An 18271-nucleotide genomic window follows, 5' to 3' on the forward strand; every position below is an offset into this window, starting at 1 on the left:
GTGTCTTTCAACTCGGGCAGGGGAATCAGGCCGTCGAGCAGCCAGGAGCCGTCCTCGCGCTGCACCACCCAGGCATCTTCGGTGTTGTTCGGGACGAATTCGCCGGTCACCGATTCGATCAAATCCTGCAAAGTGACCATGCCCTGCACTTCACCATATTCATCGACGACAAAAGCCACATGGGTGCCGGAGGTGCGAAATTGGTCGAGCAATTCCATGCCGGTCAGCGACTCCGGAACATAGACCGCTGGATGCAGTTTTTCTGTCAGGCTGGGGGTTTTGCCGCGCAGCGTGAGGCCAAGAAGATGACGCGCGTTGAGTACGCCGAGGATGTTGTCCAACCCGCCTTGACACACCGGGAAACGCGCATATTCGCAGCTCGTGATGAGCGCCATGTTGTCATCGAGCGGCTGACCGACATCGAGCCACACCATTTCCGAGCGCGGCACCATGAGCGAGGCAATCTGCCGGTCGTCGAGGCGAAACACGTTACGCACCATGGTGTGCTCGTGTTTTTCGATCACCCCGGCCTCGGAACCTTCGACCAACATGGCGTGAATTTCTTCTTCTGTCACACTCGGGCCGACCACTTCACGCTGGCCCAGAAGCCGCAGCAAGAGGGCGGTCGAATTAGAGAGCAAAAGCACGAAGGGGCGCGACAAGACGGACAGCATCTGCATCGGCCGCGCCACCAGGCGGGCGATGCCTTCCGGGTTGATCTGGCCGATGCGCTTGGGCACCAGTTCGCCGACCACGATGGAGACATAGGTAATCACCACCACCACCAGCACGGTGGCACCGATTTCGCTGCTGCGGGCTTCGACGCCCAGGCCCTGCAGCCATTGCGCCAACGGCCCGGCGAGCGCGGCTTCACCGACGATCCCGTTGAGGATGCCGATCGAAGTAATGCCGATCTGGATGGTGGAGAGAAAACGCGTGGGTTCTTCGCCCAGCTTGACGGCGACTGCCGCCGCCGGATCGCCCTCTTCCGCCCGCTTGACCAGGCGCGCCTTGCGCGCGGTGACCAAGGCAATTTCGGACATGGCGAAAACGCCGTTCAAGACGATCAGTCCGATGAGAATGAAAATTTCCATGTCAGCCCCCGTGCGCCGGTGCCGACAGGCCGAAGCCTAAGAAACAAAAATTGTGCAGCGCCCAAATGCTGCCTTCAGGGTCAGGGTCGTCGTACATAATGCGCGGCCAAGGGCCCCGCCAAACCTTTCGTGGAACGTTCAAGGGGCGAATAATGCCTTAATCCGGCACGTCTGTCATGCGTACAAAAACCGGAAAACACCTTGAAGTGCGATAAAAAACCGGCGAACTCCGTGCAAAACTCCGTACAAAAAACAGCAAAGCGCGGTTTCCCGCGCCTTGCTATTTGACTTGCCGCAGCACGGGTTTCAGAGCTGCGCCAAATCTTCGCGCAAACCCATCAAACCCTCGGCAAAGATGCGCGCATCCATCAGCCGTGGCGGCTGGGGCATCAGCGGCACGAAATCCATGCGGGCGAGGATATCGCGCGCAAGATCGACGCCGGGCGCGATTTCGCTCAACACCAAGCCGTCCGCGCTCAATTCAAACACGCAGCGCTCGGTGATGTAGAGCACCGGCGTGTGACGCCGAGCAGCTTCCGGGCCGGAGAAGGTGCGGTGCTCGACTTCGGCGACGAATTTCACTGCCGAACCATCTTGCGTGATGCACAGCTGCCCATCGGCCACCGCAACCTGTAGTTTTCCGGCGGTAAAGGTGCCGACGAACACCACTTTGCGCGCACTTTGCGAAATGTTGATGAAACCACCCGCACCGGCCAAACGCGGGCCAAAGCGCGACACATTGAGATTGCCCTGACGGTCGGCCTGGGCGAGCCCAAGAAAGGTCAGATCCAAGCCGCCGCCGTCGTAAAAATCAAACTGGCTGGGCTGGTCGATGATCGCCTGGGTATTCACCGCCGCGCCGAAATTCAAGCCCCCCGCCGGCACGCCGCCGATCACGCCGGGTTCCGCCGTCAAAGTCAGCTGATCGATGATGCCTTCTTCTGCCGCCACGTCGGCCACACCTTCGGGCATCCCGATACCCAGATTGACCACCGCCCCCGGGCGCAGCTCGAACGCCGCACGCCGGGCGATGATCTTGCGCTCACTCATCGGCATCGGCGGCAAAGCCGACAAGGGAATGCGCAACTCGCCGGCAAACGCCGGGCTATATTGCTCGGCAAAGGTTTGCGCGTGGTATTCCGGTTTTTCTGCCACCACCACGCAATCCACCAGAATGCCCGGAATTTTGACCTGCCGCGGATTCAAGCTGCCACGCTGGGCAATACGCTCGACCTGCACGATGACCATGCCGCCGGAATTTTTCGCTGCCATGGCAATCGCCAGGGATTCCAGCGTCAGCGCTTCTTTTTCCATGGTGACGTTGCCGTCTTCGTCGGCCGTCGTGCCACGAATGATGCCGACATGAATGGGAAAAGCCTTGTAAAAAAGATAGTCCTCGCCGTCGATGGGCAGCACACGGACCAGCTCTTCTTGGGTTTTTTCATTCAATTTTCCGCCGCCAAAACGCGGATCGACGAAAGTCCCTAGGCCGATGCGGGTGAGCGTACCGGGTTTACCCGCCGCAATATCGCGAAACAAATGGGTAATCACCCCCTGCGGCAGATTCCAGGCTTCGATACGATTGGCCACCGCCAATTCCTGCAAGCGCGGCACCAGCCCCCAATGGCCGCCGATCACCCGCTTGACCAAACCCTCATGGCCAAAATGATTCAAACCGCGCTGCTGCCCGTCGCCCTGACCGGCGGCATAGACCAGGGTCAAATCGCGCGGCTTGCTTGCTGCCTCGGCATCCAGGTAATGGGCTTCCAGCGCCGCAGCAATGTTTTCCGGGAAACCGATGCCGACGAACCCGCCGGTCGCCACCGTACTGCCCGGGCAGATCCGCGCCACTGCCGCGCGGGCGGACATGATCTTGCTTGGCACCGGTGCACCACAGCCCATGTTTCTTTGCGTCATGGTTTTCTCCCCTCGCTCAAACGATACCGAAAGCATAGAACAGGCCGATCACGACAAACACCGCCAGCGTCTTGATCAGGGTAATGGCGAAAATATCCTTGTACGACTGGCGGTGCGACAAACCGGTGACTGCCAGCAGAGTAATCACCGCGCCATTGTGCGGCAAGGTATCCATGCCGCCGGAAGCCATCGAGGCGACGCGGTGGAAAACCTCAAGCGGAATGCCCGCGGCCTGCGCATTGGCAATGAAGGTTTCGGCCATGGCGGCCAGCGCAATACCCATGCCGCCCGAGGCCGATCCGGTAATCCCGGCCAGCGCCGTAACCGTAATCGCTTCATTGACCAGCGGATTGGGGATGGAAGAAAGTGCATTGGCCACCACCAAAAAGCCCGGCAGAGCGGCAATCACCGCGCCAAAGCCATATTCGGACGCGGTATTCATGGTCGCCAGCAATGCCCCCGCCACCGCCGTGCGGCTGCCTTCGGCAAATTTCTGGATCACCACCCGCCCGGCAAACACCATGACCGTGGCGATACCGACCAAGAGCGCGCCTTCCACAGCCCAGATCGCCATGACCGCCTTGGTCTGCTGCACCACCGGGGCGGCATTGCCGATCACCGCCGGCACGAAGGAAACCGAATCGCCGTAAATGCTCGGAATCAACAGGGTGAACACCTTGTTCATGATGCCCACCATAAGGAGCGGCAACAAGGCAATCAGGGGATGCGCGAGTTTTTCATCGCTCATCGGCTCCGGCTCGTTGCTATGGCCTTCGCCGTAACCCTCGCCAGCCGCCGCCGCGCGCCGACGGCACCATTCCAGATAAATCAGACCGCACACCAGAATGAACAAGCCGCCGATGATGCCCAACCAGGGGGCCGCGTAAATATCGGTTTTGAAAAAAGTGGTAGGAATGATGTTCTGGATCTGCGGCGTGCCCGGCAAGGAATCCATGGTGAAGGTAAACGCCCCCAGGGCAATCGTGCCAGGAATCAGGCGCTTGGGAATTCCGCCTTGACGAAACATTTCTGCCGCGAAGGGATACACCGCAAACACCACGACAAAGAGCGACACCCCGCCATAGGTGAGCAGACCGCAAACGAGCACAATGGCCAGCATCGCCCGTTCCCGCCCGATCAATTTGATGACCGCGGCGACGATCGATTTGGAAAAACCAGAAAGCTCGATGACCTTACCGAAAATCGCCCCCAGCAAAAATACCGGGAAAAAGTTCTTCACGAAACCGACCATTTTGTCCATGAACAAGCCGGTAAACATCGGCGCCACCATGGCCGGATCGATCAGCAACACCGCCCCCAAAGCCGCAACAGGGGCAAACAAGATGACGCTGTAGCCGCGATAGGCGACAAACATCAAAAAGGCCAAGGCGGCCAGCACAATTAAAAAGTCCACGAATGTCTCCTCAAGTAGGTTATGGTGACCCACCCAATGCACATCGCGTGCCAAAACTTAAGACTTTGTTTTATTGATGTTTTTTTAATCGAAAAACGCTTTGCGTGCGCCGGCGCGCACAGCGGGTGTATTTTCTGTGCGCTTTGGCGGACACGCAAACCACCGCGCCCCCCGCTTCATGCCTCGCCGGAAACTCCCAGGTGCGCCAGTTTTTCGTAAAGGGCAGTGCGTGAAATACCGAGTTGGCGGGCGGCTTCGGTTTTATTGCCCTTGCACTCGCGCAGAGCCTGCCTAATCGCCTGACGCTCGGCTTGCGCGATGATGGCCGCCATGTCGCGGGGGCCGCTGGCCGGGGTAGCGAAAACTTCGGCAGCGGGTGCTTCGACAGCGGCTACATCGACGCGCGAGGGCGGCATCACCGCATCGAGGTCGGCGGCTTCGAGAAATTCGCCATCCGACATGAGTAGCGCGCGTTCGAGGACGTTTTTCAGCTCACGCACATTGCCCGGCCAGCTATGCCGGCACAGGCGGTTGATCGCACTGTCGGCCATGCCGCGCGGCGGCAAACCCCGCTGGCGGCAGATGCTGTCGGCCAGCGAATCGGCCAGCAAGGCCATGTCTTCGCAGCGTTCGCGCAAGGGCGGCATGTAGAGCGTGATGACGTTGAGCCGGTAATACAGGTCGGCACGAAAACTGCCGTCAGCGACCATTTTCTCCAGATCGCGGCTGGTTGCGGCGATGACACGCAAATCCACGGTCAATAAACGGTTCGAGCCGACCGGTTCAAACTCGCCCTCTTGCAGGGCGCGCAGCAATTTGGCCTGGAGTGCCGGCGACATGTCGCCGATTTCATCGAGAAAAAGTGTGCCGCCGTCGGCGAGCTTGAATTTTCCATCGCGCCCACCACGTTCGGCCCCGGTATACGCCCCCGGGGCAACGCCGAAAAACTCGGCTTCAAGCAAGGTTTCCGGCACGGCGGCGATATTGACTGCAACAAAAGGCGCAGCGCAGCGCGGGCTGGCCGCATGAATCGCTTGCGCCAGCAACTCTTTACCGGTGCCGGTTTCGCCCAGAATGAGCACCGGCGCACTGGTGCGTGCGGCGCGTCGCGCCGCCTGCTTGAGCGTGCTGCTGGCCTCGCCGGCACCGATGAAATCGGCAAAGCTATAGCGCGCGCAGCGCCGTTCGGCGAGTTTGCGCCGCGCGTCCGCAAGATCGGCGCGCATCTGCTGATAACGCGTGAGCAAGGGGCCGAGGTGGCGCGGATCGTCGTAAAACATGAAACCCACCGCCCCCACCACCTCACCTTCCGCATCACGCAAAGGCAGGCGGCTGACGACAAAAGCCTGCTCGCCGTACTCCATGATGTCGAGCATGATCGGCTGGCCGCTGTCCACGACTTTGCGCATCAAACTGTTGGGAATCACCGACTCCACGGCCTGACCCAATACGCAGGCCGGCACGCTCAGCCCCAGACGCGCCGGGTAACGATCGTTCATCCAGACGATATTCGCCGCACGATCGACGATGATGGCCCCCTCGCAATAATCGGCAAAGTGCCTGAGCAGGGTTTCAGAAGCCAGTTGCAGGAGTTCTGCGCTCGATTTCGTGCTCACGTTTTTTTCATCCCTGCCAGATATTGCGGCAGCCGGTTTCCTTCACCCGCCAGCTCGCCACCGCCCCCAACACGGCGCACAGGGTCACGGCCAGCACGCCTTTTTGCCAGGCGGCCACGTCGTAAATCGGGGCGCCGTTGAGCATTTCGCCTTGCCAGTTCAAATCCATAATCTTGCCCACCACCGGCTGCATGATCGCCGCACACAAAAACCCCCCCATATTGGCCACGCTGGTCGACATGCCGGACAACAGCGGCGGATTGACTTCCTTGGCGCAAGCCCAGCTCAGGCTGAAACCCGCCGTGGCCAAGCCGAGCAGGGCGAACAGGGTATAAGAGAGCACGAGCGGCATCTTGATGCAAGACAGCAGAATCAGCCAGATCACCACATAAATATGCGATACGGCGATGACTACGGGTTTGCGCCGTCCCAGACGATCGGAAATTCCGCCGATGAACAGGCAGCCAACAGCAAAACCGCCGAACCACAAGGACAAATGGCTGGCGGCAACACCGCGCGCAAGGCCATGTACCTGCATCAGATAGGGCACGGCCCACAAACCGGCAAAGGTGAAAAACGCGCCGCACATGCCCAGATTGACCAAGGCCGCCGGCCAGGTGGCACGGTTTTTCAGCACCGAGATCAGGCCGGAAAAAATCACCGTACGATCCACCCGCGCCTTGGGTGCATCGGCTGCCGCAAGCGGTGAGTCACGCACGATCCACCAGGAAAGCGCCGACAAGAACAGGGAAAAGCCGCCGACGAACAGAAAAATCCCGCGCCAGCCAAAGCTTTGTGCCGCCCAAGACAAGGGCGCGCCGGCCAGCACCGAACCCAAATTGCCGATCAGCATGCAGATGCCGACCATCGTGGCAAAACGGCTTTCCTCGAACCACACGGCAATCAGTTTCAGCATGGCGATGAAGGTCACCGAAACCCCCAAGCCGATCAGGGTACGGCCGATCAGCGCCATTTCAAAACTTGGCGCGAATCCAAACAACACGCTCCCCAAGCCGCCGACAATGCCGCCCAGGGCGACGATACGACGCGGCCCCAAGGTATCCGCCAGAATGCCGGTGGGAACCTGCATGACGGTATAGACGTAAAAATAAGTGGCCGCCAGCATGCCGAGCGAGGCCGCCGTGGTACCGAAATCCGCCGCCAGATCCTGCGCAATGCCGGCCGGCGCAAAGCGTTGGAAAAAGGACAAAATGAAGGCTACGGCAACGACACCGAGCGCCAGCCAGCGCCAGCGCATTTGTTCAGAACTTAAAGACAGCATGAATACTCCGGAGCGGGAATTTCTCCCCGCGTTATCGATCCGCTGCGCCAGGTTTGGGCACATCACCCGTCACCGCGCCCGTCCCTGCATCACTGATCCGGCGAACGCTACACAACGCTACACGCTTGCCGCAAAAGTTCGATCAGTGCAGGGCGTGCACAATTCCCGCCTGGTCGAGCCGAATCAATGAATGAACGCACGCCGGGCAAGCCCGCCCGGCCACTGCGCTCAGGATTGATTTATAAAAACCGCCCGTGCCGTTTTACTTCGGCGACACTTTACTTAAACGACAGCACCCAGCGGGCAAGTTTGCTTGCTTCGGCATCCGTCACCAGATTGGGCGGCATCGGCACCTGCCCCCATTCATCCTTGCTGCCGTTCTTGATCTTGGCGGCAAGCGCAGCTTCTGCGCCTTTTTCGCCAGCCCGTTTGGCGGCGATGTCTTTGTAGCCCGGGCCGACGATCTTGTTGCCGATACCGTGGCAGGTCGTACAGTTTTTCGCTTTGGCCAAGGCTTCATCTGCCTGGGCAAGCGGCCCAAAAAAAGCGCCCAGGGCCGCCACAATAAGCCATTTTTGCATGATGCTTGCTCCTCCTATTCGATCTTGTTCGATGTTTTTCTGCCCTCTGGCAGGCGCTGCAGTCTAACCCGATTTAGCGCTCGCCAGCCAAGACGGCGGCAATCTGCGCCGGCAATTCGCCCCAATTAACCGGTTTCGCAAGATGCACGGCCGATAATGCACGACAACAGGCCTGAAATTGCGCATCTTCACGCCCGGTCAACAGCACGATCGCCAGGCCTTCCCCGTGACGACGGCGCAACTCTTGCGCCAGACTCAAACCATCCAGCCCCGGCATTTCGACATCAAGCAACAGCACATCAAAATCCGGACTGGCTTCCCACGCTGCCAGCGCCGCCAGACCATCGGCCACATACTGCAGGCGGTGCGGGGCGGGGAAAACCGCCTGCAACAAAATACCCATGGTGGGATCATCATCGGCAGCAAGAATTTTCCAGCCAGTAGACATCACTCGATTCCTTTCTCGCGCATAGCATTCAGCGCCGCCACCACGGCCGGCCACTCCAGGCGCAGCGCCGCATCTTGCTGGGCGATAGCCAGATCACCGCCCGCTTCGGCAGCGCGACAGATCAATTCGATTTCCCGGCACAGCCCGGCCAAACGTAGCGCACCAACATTGTGACTGCTCGATTTCAAGGCGTGACAAGCGCGCGCCATGGCATTTGCATCGTGCGCGGCAAACGCTGCCAGATAATCGCGCCATAAACCTTCGCCGCTACGCAAATAGGCCTCGATCAACTGGGTGATCAGCTGCGGCGCACTCGCCGGAGCCATTTGGCGCATTTGTGCAAAGGCACCGGGGTCGAGCACCAAGGCCTCCATGCGCGCCGGCAAAAATTCTGGCACCGCCTCTGTTTTAGCCGCAGCCCCCCCCTCCGGCCCGCGCCGGCGCTCCTGCGGCAACCAGCGGGCGAGCGCGGCGTACATGGCTTCGCCCCGGTAAGGCTTGGTCAGATAATCGTCCATGCCCGCCTCCAGGCAGCGCGCCCGGTCTTCGTTGAAGGCATTGGCCGTCAGCGCCAGCACCGGCAAGCGCGCCCGGCCACTGGCCGCTTCCTGCGCCCGCCAGGCGCGGCAGGTGGCAAAACCATCGAGCACCGGCATCTGGCAATCGAGCAGCACCAAGTCGAAATTTTCTTCCTGCAATACATTCAAAGCCTGTTGCCCATCGCCCACCACCAGCACCTGCAAGCCGTAGCGCTCAAGATGCGCCCGGGCGAGAATCTGGTTGCTTTCGTTGTCTTCCACCAGAAGTACGCGCCCACGCAAGCCGGGCTTGTCCACATCGGCTTCAAACGCCGGCAACGGTGTGGCAGAGGGCGGCTCGATTTCGGCGCGCGGCAGATTCAAATAGACCGTAAAACAGGAACCTTCACCCGGCTGACTGGCCAGATCGATCCAGCCGCCCATCAAGCTGACCAGGCTGCGCGAAATTGCCAGCCCCAGCCCGGTGCCGCCGTAACGGCGCGTGGTCGAACCGTCGGCCTGCACGAAGCGCTCAAAAATGCGCGCCTGCGCCGCAACGGGAATACCCACCCCGGTGTCGCTGACGCTCAGCACCAGCGCCGGGCGCTGCGCATCTTCTTCATGAAAAACGCGCAGGCTAAGCTCGACCTCTCCCGTTTCGGTAAATTTGATAGCGTTACTCAACAAATTACTCACAACCTGGCGCACACGCAGCGCATCCCCCAGCAGCCACAAAGCCGTTTCCTGCGGCAAGCTCAAGACCAAGGAAAGGGATTTTTTCTGCGCCAAGGGCAGATACAACTCGTGGATTTGGCGCAGCAAAACAAACAAATCGAAAGCTTCAGTATCGAGGTTGAATTGCCCGGCCTCGATTTTCGAAAAATCGAGAATGTCGTCGATGATGCCCAACAAATGCTGGCCGGAACGCTCCACCGCCTCGACAAACTGGCGCTGGCTCGGGGTGAGCGGCGTGTCGAGCAATAATTCCGTCATCCCCAAAACACCGTTCATCGGCGTGCGAATCTCGTGACTCATGGTGGCCAGAAAAGTACTTTTGGCGAGGCTGGCGGCTTCTGCCTCTTCTTTCGCCGCGCGCAATTCGCGCGTTCTTTGCTCCACGGCCTGCTCGAGACTGCTCAAATGCTCGGTCAACCAGCGGTCCCGCTCGTGAATCTGGCTGACCATCTGATTGAAACCTTGATTCAGACGATCCAGCTCGAGCAGGCCAACCTCTTCTTCCCGCACATCGTATTGTCCGGCCGACAGCGCCGCCATGCGCTCGCTCAGGCGCTCCAGCGGCAACCACAAGCGTTGTAGACGCCGTACCTGCATGCGCAGCACGAGCCACAGCAAAGCTCCGGCCAAGGCGGCGAACAGGGCAAGCGAGACAAACAAATGGCGCACACGCTCACCCAGATCGATCGCTCCCCGCAGCACATAGCGGCCTTGGGCCAGGGTAAGGTTTTGTTCGAATTCCAGATGCTGCCAGCCCAAACGCTCACCGGCGGCCAAGGGAAAAGCCGCCGGCAGCGGCAAGGCGACATCGGCACGCCGGTAATCCAGCCAGGCTTTGGGGGCCGGCACCGCCTTCTGTGCGAGCGGCGTCAGCTGCAAATACAGCACAGCGGGCTGCGCTTGCAGTCTTTGCACAAAATCCGCCGGCACCGCCTGAGCAGGCGACAGCGGCATCAAGGCAGCACGCCACACCGCCAAACGGCTGCGGTTCTCGGCCCGCTCGCTAGCAAGCAACTGCCAAAACGAAGCCAGAAAAAAAACCAGACACAAGAGGGCGAACAAGGGCAGAAAAAGCCGCCGCAGCGTCGTTACCTGCTCCGCCAAGCCCGGCGAAACGGCAGTTGCCGCCTCAGTCCGGGCAAACATCGGTGAACTTATTCAGGCAAAGCCGCGCCCGAGTGCGCCCAAGCCGTCGCCGCATTTTCCCAGGCGAGGGTAAATGCCGCCAGCAAGTGAATGCGCAAAGCGGCAAGCCCGTGCTCATCGGCAGCGGAGCCCGACAAAGACTGTTCGAGCTGACGCGCGGCATCGGCCAGATCATGCGCACCAACATTGGCGGCGGCGCTGCGCAAAGCATGTACGGCACGCCGTTCATCGGTGGCGGCGCAGCGGCTTTCTTGCCAGCGCTGCGGCCAGTCGGCAAAGGCGCGCACGAAATAACCGAGGGTTTGCCACCACAGCTGTGGACGCCCCAGCATCCGGGCAATCGCATCATCAACCTGAAAACCTTCCAATTCGTGGGGAATCTGCATCATGCACCATTTTGCGCTCTTCGATCCAGCATTCTCCCATTGCGCCAAGCCAGGCTGCGTAAAGAAATGCTAACACTGGGTAAAGCCGACATCAGAAAAATCCTGAATTCCAACGACAAGTCCCATAAAACTTTACGGTGCATTACAATCCGGGGCATTTTCATTCCGGCGGCCCTGCCCTTCGCTTCTTGCCATGTCGCACACCGCACTCATCGTCGAAGACGACCCCGGCACACGCTACCTTCTGCAGGAAACCCTGGCCAGCGGCGGCGTTTCCTGCCTGTTTGCAGAAAACGGCGCAGCCATGTGGCGGCAGCTGGAACTCAACCCGGACCTGATCATTCTCGATCTCAGCCTGCCCGATGCCGATGGTTTGGAGCTCTTACGCAAACTGCGCCGGCAATCGGAAATTCCGGTACTCATCCATTCCGCCCGCTCGGATGCCATCGAGCGCATCATCGGCATTGAAATCGGGGCCGACGATTATTTGCCCAAACCCTGCAATATGCGCGAACTGCTCGCCCGCGTCCGCGGTCTCCTGCGCCGTAGCCAGCTACGCCACAGCCCGACCGGACGTGCCATTTTACGCAACGTGCATTTTGGCGAATGGACCTTGAATGCCGCCACGCGCGAACTGACGCACCGTGACGGCCAGTCCGAAACCCTGGGCGTTGCCGCCTACGCACTGCTCAACTGCATGCTCGAACGCCCCTTTGAAGCCCTGTCGCGCGATTTTTTATCCCACACGGCCCTGCGCCGCGACTACCACCCTTACGACCGCATCATCGATGTACACATCAGCCATTTGCGCCGCCTGCTCGGCAAGCAAACCGACGGCTCCCCTTACATCAAAACCCTGCGCGCGCAAGGCTATATTTTCGTTGCCCCGGTAACGGCGGACGAATGACGACAGCGCTGACGAAAAGCAGCAAGTTTCGGCGGATTTGAATCCCCTCTGCGCGTCGCGCAGCATCGAAAATTCAAGAGATAGCGCATCCCGGCACAGGCAAGTCGGCAAATTTGCTAGAATCGCGCATAGCCTCTGTGCGTCGAAGCGCGCAGATCAGCGCCCCATAATTATTATTTGCCATCATGAGCCTCCCCTGCTACAGCTTCATCCACCCCCTGATCGGCACACAAAATACGGTGGCCGCCTATCTGATGGAACACAGCGCCAGCGCCTGCGCGCCGCCGCAACACCCGGCGCTGATCGATACCGGCGTGACCTTGCGCCACCCCTGGTTTGTCCCCATCGAGCATTTTCCTACCGAAAACGCACCGCAAAATTTCATCGCCTTGCAGCGCGCCCCGGCCGAACCCAGCGGCCCGCCGCCACAAGCGCTGCTCACGCGCCCCGACACCCGTTTGCCCCCCACCGGAGAATGGGCCTATCTCATCATCCCGATGAGCCATGCCCGCACCCTGCCGCCTTTTGCCCTGACCGGGCTCGCCGTGCGCAGCCGGGTCATCACCAGCGACACGCAAAACCATAAAGACCGCGAATGGGCAATGCAGAGCGGTTGCAGCATGAGCACCTGTGAGTACCTGCTCACGGTAAACCCCAGCCGCCGCGCCCCGGATACGACGCGGCAAAAAATGCTCACCCTGCTTTCCCTGATCGCCCAAGACGCCGACACCCAGGCGCTGGAAGAGGTATTGCGCCAGGAAGCCAAGCTCTCCTACAGCCTGCTGCGCCTCGTCAATTCCGCAGCGATTGCACCACGCACGCCGATCACCAGTTTCTCTCAAGCGATCAATCTGCTTGGCCGGCGGCAACTGGAACGCTGGGTACAGCTGTTGATTTTCGCCAGCCCGGAACACGGCGGCGAGGCCAACCCGCTGCTCTACACCGCGGCACTGCGCGGACGCATGATGGAAACGCTGGTGCCGCACTTAAAGCTTTTGCCGCAATCAGAAGGGCTGGCCGACAGTGCTTTCATGATCGGCTGCTTCTCGCTGTTAAGCATATTGCTCCACATTCCCATGCCGGAAATCGTGCAGCAACTGCCTCTGAACGCTTGTATCAAAGATGCGCTCAACCACCACGGCGGCAGCGCCGGGCAGCTCCTGCTTGCGCTGGAAGCCGCCGCACACCGCAACCTGGACGAAAGCACCCGCCTGCTCCAGCAGCTCGAGATCAGCCCGGAAGATTTTCTCGCCGCGCAACTCGACGCCCTGCACTGGGCGGAACGCATCTCGACACCGCTGTAAGTCAGGGCACGAGGGCTAGAGCCCCCATCGCGGCGGCAGCTGCGGCGGATTAAATCCCTGCGGCCAAGAAAGGATTGAAGCGGCGCTCTTCACCAAAAGTGGACGTGGGGCCGTGCCCGGGGATGAAGGTCACATCGTCCCCCAAGGGCAGCAGCTTGTGCTTGATCGACTGGATCAAGGTCGCGTGGTCGCCGCGCGGAAAATCGGTGCGGCCGATGGAGCCTTGGAACAGCACGTCGCCGACCTGCACCAGCCGGCTCGGGGCGTGATAGAAGACCACATGCCCCGGCGTATGCCCGGGACAATGCAAAACCTGCAAGGTGATTTCGCCGAACTGCACCGTGTCGCCATCATGCAGCCAGCGCACCGGGGTGAACGGAGCCACGTCGGGGAAGCCGAACATGCGGCTTTGCTGCGCCATGCCCTCGATCCAGAAGGCGTCTTCCTCATTCGGCCCTTCGATGGGCGCGCCGGTGCGCGCCGCCAGCGCCGCCACGCCGCCGGCATGGTCGATATGGCCGTGGGTGACAAGAATCTTGCTCAAGCTGAGGTTTTCTGCCGCCAGCGCGGCGAGAATGTGCTCGAGGTCGCCGCCCGGGTCGATCACCGCCGCTTGGCGGGTGGTTTCGCACCAGAACAGCGTGCAATTTTGTTCAAACGCAGTAACGGGGACGATCTGGTAACGCATGACGGAACTCGGCTGAGGCAATGGCGCGCATTATCGCATAGCAAAATCGGTTTCCGGCTTCTCTCCCAGCCTCTCTCCCCTCACGTCCACCCGGACTCAGCCCGCCGCAGCGGCGCGCGCCTCCAGCGCTTCCCAACGTTCGAGCAGGGCCATCAGCTCCTCGTCGATCGCCGCCAGCCGCTGCGCCGCCCCTTGCGCCGCCTGGGCATCGCGCTGGTAAAAGGCCGGATCTTCCAGCTGCTGCGTCAGTTGCAGTTGCTCCGCTTCGAGAGCGGCGATGGTGTCGGGCAGCGCTTCCAGTTCGCGCGCTTCCTTCCAGCTCAGTTTGTCGCGCTTATTCGCCGGACGCGGTGCGGCGGCTTTTTCTGCCTTCTCCGCCTTTTTCTGCACTTGCGGCGCAGCGCCAGCCGCTGCCGCCCGGCGCGCCGCTTGATAATCGGCCCAATCGCTGTAGCCGCCGACGTATTCGCACCATTTTCCGTCGCCTTCGCTGGCGATGGTCTGCGTCACCACGTTGTCGAGAAAGGTCCGGTCGTGGCTGACCAGGAACAGGGTGCCGGCGTAGTCCTGCAACAGCGCTTCGAGCAGTTCCAGGGTGTCGATATCGAGATCATTGGTCGGCTCGTCCAGCACCAGCACATTGGCCGGTTTGGCAAACAGGCGCGCCAGCAGGAGGCGGTTGCGTTCGCCGCCGGAGAGCGAACTGACCGGCGAGCGGGCGCGTTCCGGCGCGAACAGAAAATCTTCCAGATAGCCAATGACGTGCTTTTTCGCGCCGCCAATCTCCACCCAGTCCGAGCCGGGGGAAATCACGTCGGCCAGGGTCGACTCCGGGTCGAGCTGGGTGCGGAACTGGTCAAAATAAGCAATTTCTAGCTTGCTGCCCTGGCGCACCGTGCCGCTGTCCGGTGCCAACTCACCCAAAATGAGGCGCAGCAGGGTGGTTTTGCCCGCGCCGTTGGGGCCGATCAGGCCGATCTTGTCGCCGCGCTGGATGCGCGCTGAAAAATCACGCACGACGATCTGCTCACCGTACGCCTTGCCAACCCGCTCCAGTTCGGCCACCAATTTGCCACTTTTGTCGCCGCTTTCCAATTTGAGGTTCACCTGCCCCATGCGCTCGCGCCGCGCCTGGCGCTCGGCGCGCAACTTATCCAGGCGCTGCACGCGAAACACCGCCCGCGTGCGCCGCGCTTCCACGCCTTTGCGAATCCAGATTTCTTCCTGCTTCAACAGCTTGTCAGCGCGCGCGTTGGCCAGCGACTCTTCGTGCAGCAAGGCTTCCTTGCGCGCCTGATATTGGCTGAAATTACCGGGAAAACTCACCAGTTGCCCGCGATCCAGTTCGACGATGCGGGTGCTGACGCGATCGAGAAAACTACGGTCGTGGGTGATGAACAGCAAGCTCACGCCGGATTCGATGAGCAGCGTTTCCAGCCACTCGATGGCGGCAATATCTAAATGGTTGGTCGGTTCATCGAGCAACAGCACGTCGGGCGTCACCGCCAGCGCCTGCGCCAGGGCCAGACGTTTTTTCTGCCCGCCCGACAAACTACCGACCAGCGCCTGCGGGTCGAGCGCAAAACGCGCGATCACTTTCTCCGCCTGCGCTTCATAGGCCCAGGCACCGCGCGCCTCCAGCTCGTGCTGCAATTCATCCATCCGGGCAAGCAGCGCCTCGGCGTCGCCCCCCTCGGCCAGTTGCTGCGCCACCGTGTGATATTGCGCCAGCAGCGCCGAGGTTTCCCCCATCCCCGAGACGACCGCCTGAAACACCGTGGCCGCCGGATCGAAGGGCGGCTCCTGCGGCACATAGGCCAGACGCAAACCCGGCTGCAGCCAGATCTCGCCATCATCCAAACCACCGCGCCCAGCGCCCGCCGCCAAAGCCGCCAACAGGGAAGATTTCCCCGTGCCATTTCGCCCGATCAAGGCCACCCGCTCGCCCGCATCGAGTTGCAGATCGGCGTGGTCAAGCAGGGGAACGTGGCCATAGGCCAGACAGGCGGCAGTCAGTTTTAAGCAAGGCATGGCAAAAAAAGCGCCCGAAAGTTTGTTTCGGGCGCGCTTTTGTTGAAAGGGGCGATTGTAATCAATCACACCTCCGACAATCAGTTCATACAGCGAAACGCGCGAAAAAAAAGTAAAATAATCAACTCAATGCGTTGATGCATCGCCCGCAGTAACTCCCGCAGCCCCGGTAATACTGGTTCTTGTGCAGGTTTCACCCATTGATTCACTCCCCGGACGGGCTGCGTCGGGGTCACTCTGAGGTCGCCCGCGCGAGACAAAGTGCGGGCGAAAGCCGCCGTCCCGATGGGGGCGGCGCTGAAAGGAACAGCATCATGACGTCCACCGTGGACAGCTTTGCCGCGCTCGGTTTGAGCGATTCGCTTCTCAAAACGCTCGCCGAAATCGGCTACGAAACCCCCTCCCCCATCCAGGCCCAGTGCATCCCGGTGATGCTCGACGGCCACGACATCATCGGCATGGCGCAGACCGGCACCGGCAAGACGGCTGCCTTTGCCCTGCCGGTGATGGAGCGCATCGACAGCAAGCTCTTGAAACCGCAAGCCTTGATCCTGACGCCGACGCGCGAACTGGCGATTCAGGTCGCCGAGGCGCTGCAAAGCTACGCCAAAAACCTGCCCGGCTTTCACGTGCTGCCCATTTATGGCGGCCAGAGCTACACCATCCAGTTGAAGCAGCTGGCGCGCGGCGCGCAGGTTATCGTCGGCACGCCGGGGCGGGTGATGGATCATCTGGAGCGCAAGACGCTCAACCTCGACCACCTGCAAACCCTGGTGCTCGACGAAGCCGACGAAATGCTGCGCATGGGCTTCATCGACGACGTCGAATGGATTCTCGAACACACCCCGGAACAGCACCAGACGGCGCTCTTCTCGGCCACCATGCCGGAGCAGATCCGCCGCGTGGCGCAGAAATACCTGGTCGAGCCGAAGGAAATCAAGATCAAGGCGGCCACCGCCACCGTCGCCGCCATTCGTCAGGTGTATTGGCAGGTGTCCGGCCTGCACAAGCTCGATGCCCTGACGCGTATTCTGGAAGTCGAAGAAAACTTCGACGCCGCCATCATCTTCGTGCGCACCAAGACTGCCACCGTTGAACTCGCCGACAAGCTCAATGCCCGTGGTTACGCCGCTGCCGCGCTGAACGGCGACCTCAACCAGCAGATGCGCGAGCGCGTCATCGAGCAGCTCAAATCCGGCGCGCTGGACATCGTCATTGCCACCGACGTTGCCGCCCGTGGCATCGACGTGCCGCGCATCAGCCATGTGGTGAATTACGACATCCCCTACGACACCGAAGCCTATGTGCACCGCATCGGCCGCACCGGCCGCGCTGGTCGCACCGGCAACGCGATTTTGTTCGTCGCCCCGCGCGAGATTCGCATGCTGCGCACCATCGAGCGCGCCACCCGCCAGCCGATCGCACCGCTGACGCTCCCCAGCCGCGCCGACGTCACCAACAAGCGGGTCGCCGATTTCCGGGAAAAAGTCGGCGAAGTGCTGGACGAAGAAGGCCTGGATTTCTTCGCCAACATCGTCTCGCAGATTTGCGAGGAAAAAGACGTCAGCCCGGAGGAAGTGGCCGCCGCCCTCGCCAAGTTGGCGCAGGAAGGCAAGCCCTTGCAAGTTGCCGGGGAAGATCCGCCGCCGCGCCCGGTCAAGGATTTCGAGCGCCGCCCGCCGAGTTTTTCTGAGCGTGGTGAGCGCAGCAAACCGCCGCGCTTTGCCGAGCGTGAGGAACGCGGCGAGCGTCCGGCCCGCCCGCGCAGCGAACGCCCCGCGCCCAGCGGCGACATGGTGCGTTACCGCATTGACGTCGGCCGCGAACACGGCGTCGAAGTGCGCGACATCGTCGGCGCGATTGCCAACGAAGCCGGCATCGAAAGCCGCTTCATCGGGCGCATCGGCCTGTACGAAGAATCGAGCACCATCGAATTGCCGGCCGGCATGCCCAAGGAAGCCGCCAACGCGCTCAAACGCACCCGCATCCGCGGCGTGCCGATCAATATCCGCCCGGATACCGGCCGCCCGGACAGCCGTCCGGATACAGGCGAGCGCAAGTTCCGCAAAAAACCCGAACGCGAGTAAGCCTCACAAAAGCCGTCGTCAGGCTGCGCGTTTGACGACCATGCAAACCTGAAACCAATTCGGAACCTGGGGCCAGGCAGGGCTATGAAAAATAACCCTGCCTGGCCCCAGGCTCCG

Annotated in this window: 14 protein-coding genes; 3 read left to right on the plus strand and 11 right to left on the minus strand. The window is 61.0% G+C overall.

The genetic code is table 11. From position 1 onward, the window contains the following. The 9 genes from ACM62Q_RS05930 to ACM62Q_RS05970 form a co-directional block, all read right to left on the minus strand. A partial coding sequence (locus ACM62Q_RS05930; RefSeq protein WP_415034537.1) for a hemolysin family protein occupies positions 1–1094 on the minus strand: 1094 nt, incomplete at its 3' end. Positions 1095–1400: 306 nt separating this feature from the next. Continuing rightward, a complete protein-coding gene (locus tag ACM62Q_RS05935; RefSeq protein WP_415034539.1) occupies positions 1401–3011 on the minus strand; it encodes an acyl CoA:acetate/3-ketoacid CoA transferase in 1611 nt (536 codons plus the stop codon). 16 nt (positions 3012–3027) lie between these two features. Next, positions 3028–4425 carry a GntP family permease gene (locus ACM62Q_RS05940; protein ID WP_415034541.1) on the minus strand — a complete coding sequence of 466 codons (1398 nt, stop codon included), beginning with the start codon at positions 4423–4425 and terminating at the stop codon, positions 3028–3030. 176 nt (positions 4426–4601) lie between these two features. Continuing rightward, positions 4602–6041 carry a sigma-54 interaction domain-containing protein gene (locus ACM62Q_RS05945; protein ID WP_415034543.1) on the minus strand — a complete coding sequence of 480 codons (1440 nt, stop codon included), beginning with the start codon at positions 6039–6041 and terminating at the stop codon, positions 4602–4604. Positions 6042–6048: 7 nt separating this feature from the next. Then, positions 6049–7323, minus strand: coding sequence for an MFS transporter (locus tag ACM62Q_RS05950; protein WP_415034545.1), 1275 nt, complete (start codon positions 7321–7323; stop codon positions 6049–6051). Between the two features lie 278 nt (positions 7324–7601). Continuing rightward, entirely contained in the window at positions 7602–7904 is a 303-nt protein-coding gene (locus ACM62Q_RS05955; RefSeq protein WP_415034547.1) for a c-type cytochrome, read from the minus strand. A 73-nt stretch (positions 7905–7977) separates the two neighbouring features. Next, positions 7978–8352, minus strand: coding sequence for a response regulator (locus ACM62Q_RS05960; RefSeq protein WP_415034549.1), 375 nt, complete (start codon positions 8350–8352; stop codon positions 7978–7980). After that, a complete protein-coding gene (locus ACM62Q_RS05965) occupies positions 8352–10751 on the minus strand; it encodes an ATP-binding protein (protein ID WP_415034551.1) in 2400 nt (799 codons plus the stop codon). Before ACM62Q_RS05965 ends, ACM62Q_RS05960 begins: the two co-directional genes overlap by 1 nt. Positions 10752–10759: 8 nt before the next feature. Beyond that, positions 10760–11140, minus strand: coding sequence for an Hpt domain-containing protein (locus ACM62Q_RS05970; RefSeq protein WP_415034553.1), 381 nt, complete (start codon positions 11138–11140; stop codon positions 10760–10762). 190 nt (positions 11141–11330) lie between these two features. Here ACM62Q_RS05970 and ACM62Q_RS05975 point away from each other — a divergent pair, with 190 nt between their 5' ends. Both ACM62Q_RS05975 and ACM62Q_RS05980 read left to right on the plus strand, forming a co-directional pair. Further along, entirely contained in the window at positions 11331–12044 is a 714-nt protein-coding gene (locus ACM62Q_RS05975; RefSeq protein ID WP_415034555.1) for a response regulator, read from the plus strand. 185 nt (positions 12045–12229) lie between these two features. Continuing rightward, positions 12230–13348, plus strand: coding sequence for an EAL and HDOD domain-containing protein (locus ACM62Q_RS05980; RefSeq protein ID WP_415034557.1), 1119 nt, complete (start codon positions 12230–12232; stop codon positions 13346–13348). Positions 13349–13397: 49 nt separating this feature from the next. Here ACM62Q_RS05980 and ACM62Q_RS05985 read toward each other — a convergent pair whose 3' ends face one another. Both ACM62Q_RS05985 and ACM62Q_RS05990 read right to left on the minus strand, forming a co-directional pair. Beyond that, positions 13398–14036: an MBL fold metallo-hydrolase gene (locus ACM62Q_RS05985; protein WP_415034559.1), complete on the minus strand. Its 639-nt coding sequence runs from the start codon at positions 14034–14036 to the stop codon at positions 13398–13400. Between the two features lie 96 nt (positions 14037–14132). After that, positions 14133–16067: an ATP-binding cassette domain-containing protein gene (locus ACM62Q_RS05990; protein ID WP_415034561.1), complete on the minus strand. Its 1935-nt coding sequence runs from the start codon at positions 16065–16067 to the stop codon at positions 14133–14135. A 314-nt stretch (positions 16068–16381) separates the two neighbouring features. Here ACM62Q_RS05990 and ACM62Q_RS05995 point away from each other — a divergent pair, with 314 nt between their 5' ends. Then, positions 16382–18154, plus strand: a complete 1773-nt coding sequence (locus ACM62Q_RS05995; RefSeq protein ID WP_415034563.1) for a DEAD/DEAH box helicase — start codon at positions 16382–16384, stop codon at positions 18152–18154. Positions 18155–18271: the final 117 nt, after the last annotated feature.

Source organism: Azonexus sp., from assembly GCF_047638095.1.
GTDB lineage: Bacteria > Pseudomonadota > Gammaproteobacteria > Burkholderiales > Rhodocyclaceae > Azonexus.

What these genes read in the sequence shown, in the direction of transcription:
- ACM62Q_RS05980 (WP_415034557.1), top strand. Translation starts at nt 12,230, where the DNA reads ATGAGCCTCCCCTGCTACAGCTTCATCCACCCCCTGATCGGCACACAA.
- ACM62Q_RS05995 (WP_415034563.1), top strand. Translation starts at nt 16,382, where the DNA reads ATGACGTCCACCGTGGACAGCTTTGCCGCGCTCGGTTTGAGCGATTCG.
- ACM62Q_RS05990 (WP_415034561.1), bottom strand. Translation starts at nt 16,067, where the DNA reads ATGCCTTGCTTAAAACTGACTGCCGCCTGTCTGGCCTATGGCCACGTT.
- ACM62Q_RS05960 (WP_415034549.1), bottom strand. Translation starts at nt 8,352, where the DNA reads ATGTCTACTGGCTGGAAAATTCTTGCTGCCGATGATGATCCCACCATG.
- ACM62Q_RS05965 (WP_415034551.1), bottom strand. Translation starts at nt 10,751, where the DNA reads ATGTTTGCCCGGACTGAGGCGGCAACTGCCGTTTCGCCGGGCTTGGCG.
- ACM62Q_RS05955 (WP_415034547.1), bottom strand. Translation starts at nt 7,904, where the DNA reads ATGCAAAAATGGCTTATTGTGGCGGCCCTGGGCGCTTTTTTTGGGCCG.
- ACM62Q_RS05985 (WP_415034559.1), bottom strand. Translation starts at nt 14,036, where the DNA reads ATGCGTTACCAGATCGTCCCCGTTACTGCGTTTGAACAAAATTGCACG.
- ACM62Q_RS05935 (WP_415034539.1), bottom strand. Translation starts at nt 3,011, where the DNA reads ATGACGCAAAGAAACATGGGCTGTGGTGCACCGGTGCCAAGCAAGATC.
- ACM62Q_RS05950 (WP_415034545.1), bottom strand. Translation starts at nt 7,323, where the DNA reads ATGCTGTCTTTAAGTTCTGAACAAATGCGCTGGCGCTGGCTGGCGCTC.
- ACM62Q_RS05970 (WP_415034553.1), bottom strand. Translation starts at nt 11,140, where the DNA reads ATGATGCAGATTCCCCACGAATTGGAAGGTTTTCAGGTTGATGATGCG.
- ACM62Q_RS05975 (WP_415034555.1), top strand. Translation starts at nt 11,331, where the DNA reads ATGTCGCACACCGCACTCATCGTCGAAGACGACCCCGGCACACGCTAC.